Source organism: Ponticaulis profundi, from assembly GCF_042659465.1.
In the GTDB taxonomy this organism is placed as follows: Bacteria; Pseudomonadota; Alphaproteobacteria; order Caulobacterales; family Hyphomonadaceae; genus Ponticaulis; species Ponticaulis profundi.
This window is the reverse complement of record NZ_JBHSSW010000036.1, coordinates 1-2,503: the sequence shown is the minus strand read 5'-3', so window position 1 is coordinate 2,503 and position 2,503 is coordinate 1. Positions and strand designations below refer to the sequence as shown.

Sequence of the window (2,503 nt, the reverse complement as noted above, 5' to 3'; positions counted from 1 at the left end):
GTGATCGAGGGGCCGAGCGGGCGTCGGCGGCGCACGAAGGCGGAGCGGGCGCGGGTCGCTGCGGAGAGCCTGGTGCCGGGGGCCTCGGTAACGGATGTCGCGCGGCAGCACGGGACGACGCGCTGGCAGGTCTACGACTGGCGGAAGAAGTTGCGGACGGGGCAGCTTGTCGTGCCCGAGAGCGTGGCGGCCCTGCCGATGTTTGCAGAGTTGGTCGTCGAGGGTCCCGCAGCGGCGATGCCGGCAGAGACGGAGGTCGCCACCGGCGTGGAGATCGTTGTCGGCGATGTCGTGATCCGCGTCGGGGCCGACGCCGATGAGATCCTGCTGACCAGGTCCATCCGGGCGGCGCGGACGGCGACATCATGATGCTCGGTCAGGGAGGGCCAACAAAGGTCTATGTGGCGACGCGCCCGGTGGACTTCCGCAAGGGGATCGATGGCCTCGCGCTGGCGGTGCAGGAGATGTCCGGGCTCGATCCATTCTGTGGGGCGGTTTTCGTCTTCCGCTCGAAACGGGCGGACAGGATCAAGCTGCTGGTTTGGGATCAGACCGGAATGGTGCTCGTTCACAAGCGCCTTGAGGGAGGCAAGTTCGTCTGGCCGCAGATGCGGGACGGAGTGATGCGGATCTCCTCGGCGCAGCTGGCGGCTCTGTTCGAAGGGTTGGATTGGCGGCTGGTGCGGCCGGAACGGGCGCGGCGTCCGCTGGTCGCAGGGTGAGCGGGCGGACGCACGGGAATTCCCTGTTTTTGCTAGCCAGAACCGCGTTTGCGTGATTCACTCCGAGGCATGGATGCCGATGCCCTCAGCCGTGAGAACGCTCATCTGAAGGCCCGCCTGACCGAGGTCGAGGCGGCGCTCGTGGAGGTGCAGGAGGCCAATCGTCGGCTGGAGGGCATCCTGCGGGCATCGCAGCGCGAGCGCTTCGGCAAGAGTTCCGAGAAGCTGTCACCCGACCAGTTCAATCTGCCGCTCGAGGATGCCGAACTGGCCCAAGGCGTCCTCGCGGCCGCGCAGGAAAAGGCAGAGGCCGCGCTTGCCCAAACGCGCGGGGAAGAACCTCGCAAGCCCGCGCGCAACCGCGGGCATCTGCCGGCGCACCTGCCCAGGGTCGAGCGCGTGATCGAGCCCGCCAGCATCCAATGCCCCTGCGGCTGCGGTGAGATGGCCCGGATCGGGGAAGATATATCCGAGCGGCTCGACGTAATCCCGGCGCAGTTCCAGGTGCTGGTGACGCGGCGCCCGAGATACGCCTGTCGCCGCTGCTCGCAGGCCGTCGTGCAGGCGCATGCCCCTGAGCATGTCGTCCCTGGCGGGCTGCCGACCGAACGGCTGATCGCGTGGATCATCGTCTCGAAGTTCGGCGACCACCTTCCGTTCTACCGCCAAGCGGGGATCTTCGAGCGGCAAGGTCTCCACCTCGACCGTGGCACACTCGGCAACTGGACGGGGCGCGCCTGCTTCCACCTGATGCCTGTCATCGACCACATGAAGGCTCATCTGCGCGGCGCCGACCGGATCTTCGTGGACGAGACCCGCGCGCCGGTGCTCGATCCGGGCCGGAAGGCTACCAAGAGCGGCTACTTCTGGGCCGTCGTGTCCGACGATCGCGGCCATGGCGGTGTCGGTCCGCCCATCGTGCTGTTCCACTACGCCCCCGGCCGAGGACGGGAGCATCCGCTAAAGTTCCTCGCCGGATACCGCGGCCGGTTCCTGCAATGTGACGCCTACCAGTCCTACAACGCGCTGACCGAGATCACGCGCGATGAGGGGCCGTGGCAGCTGGTCAATTGCTGGACCCATGTCCGCCGTCGCTTCGTGAAGCGCTTTGAAAGCGAGGGCTCGCCCATCGCCGAGGAGATGCTGCGCCAGATCGCATTGCTGTATCAGATCGAGAAGACCGTGCGCGGCCAGGCTCCCGCCGACCGTCTCGCCGTCCGGAGCGCCCAGGCCGCCCCGATCATCGCCGCGCTCAAGCCCTGGCTTGGAACTCAGCTGTCGCGCATCCCGCAGAAATCCCTTCTGGCCGAGGATATCCGCTATACCCTCGCGCATTGGCCCGGCCTGATCCGCTTCCTCGACGACGGCACCCTCGAGCTCGACACCAACCCGGTCGAAAACCAGATCCGTCCGATCGCGCTGACCCGCAAGAACGCCCTCTTCGCCGGCAACGAGGTCGGCGCCGAGAACTGGGCCATGCTCGCCTCGCTCGTCGCCACCTGCAAAATGGCCGGCGTGAACCCCGTCGACTATCTCGCCGACACCCTCCGCGCCATCCTCGACGGACACCCCAAATCCCGCATCGAAGACCTCATGCCCTGGCGGCACGCACAGCCGTCAAGCCTCACCGCATAGGGCCGCGACGTCGCGCTTACAGCGCACCAGCGTCGTCATTACCACCAACCTGAGCTTCAGCGAGTGGGCGAGCATCTTTGGCGATGCCAAGATGACGACCGCGCTGCTCGATCGCCTGACCCATCGCTGCCACATCCTCGAAACCG

At 67.0% G+C, this 2,503-nt stretch carries 3 protein-coding genes and 1 pseudogene; all 4 read left to right on the top strand.

Translation table 11 applies throughout. The annotated features are described in order from the left end of the window. Positions 1 to 369, top strand: a 369-nt coding sequence (gene tnpA, locus ACFQDM_RS15380) for an IS66-like element accessory protein TnpA (protein ID WP_377380545.1), incomplete at its 5' end; no start/stop codon positions are given. Further along, positions 366 to 722 carry an IS66 family insertion sequence element accessory protein TnpB gene (gene tnpB / locus ACFQDM_RS15375; protein WP_071209476.1) on the top strand — a complete coding sequence of 119 codons (357 nt, stop codon included), beginning with the start codon at positions 366 to 368 and terminating at the stop codon, positions 720 to 722. The genes tnpA and tnpB, both read left to right, overlap by 4 nt. Positions 723 to 791: 69 nt before the next feature. Then, positions 792 to 2,357: an IS66 family transposase gene (gene tnpC / locus ACFQDM_RS15370; protein WP_377380542.1), complete on the top strand. Its 1,566-nt coding sequence runs from the start codon at positions 792 to 794 to the stop codon at positions 2,355 to 2,357. A gap of 19 nt (positions 2,358 to 2,376) precedes the next feature. Continuing rightward, positions 2,377 to 2,503: pseudogene (locus ACFQDM_RS15365) on the top strand (ATP-binding protein); the annotation flags it as partial.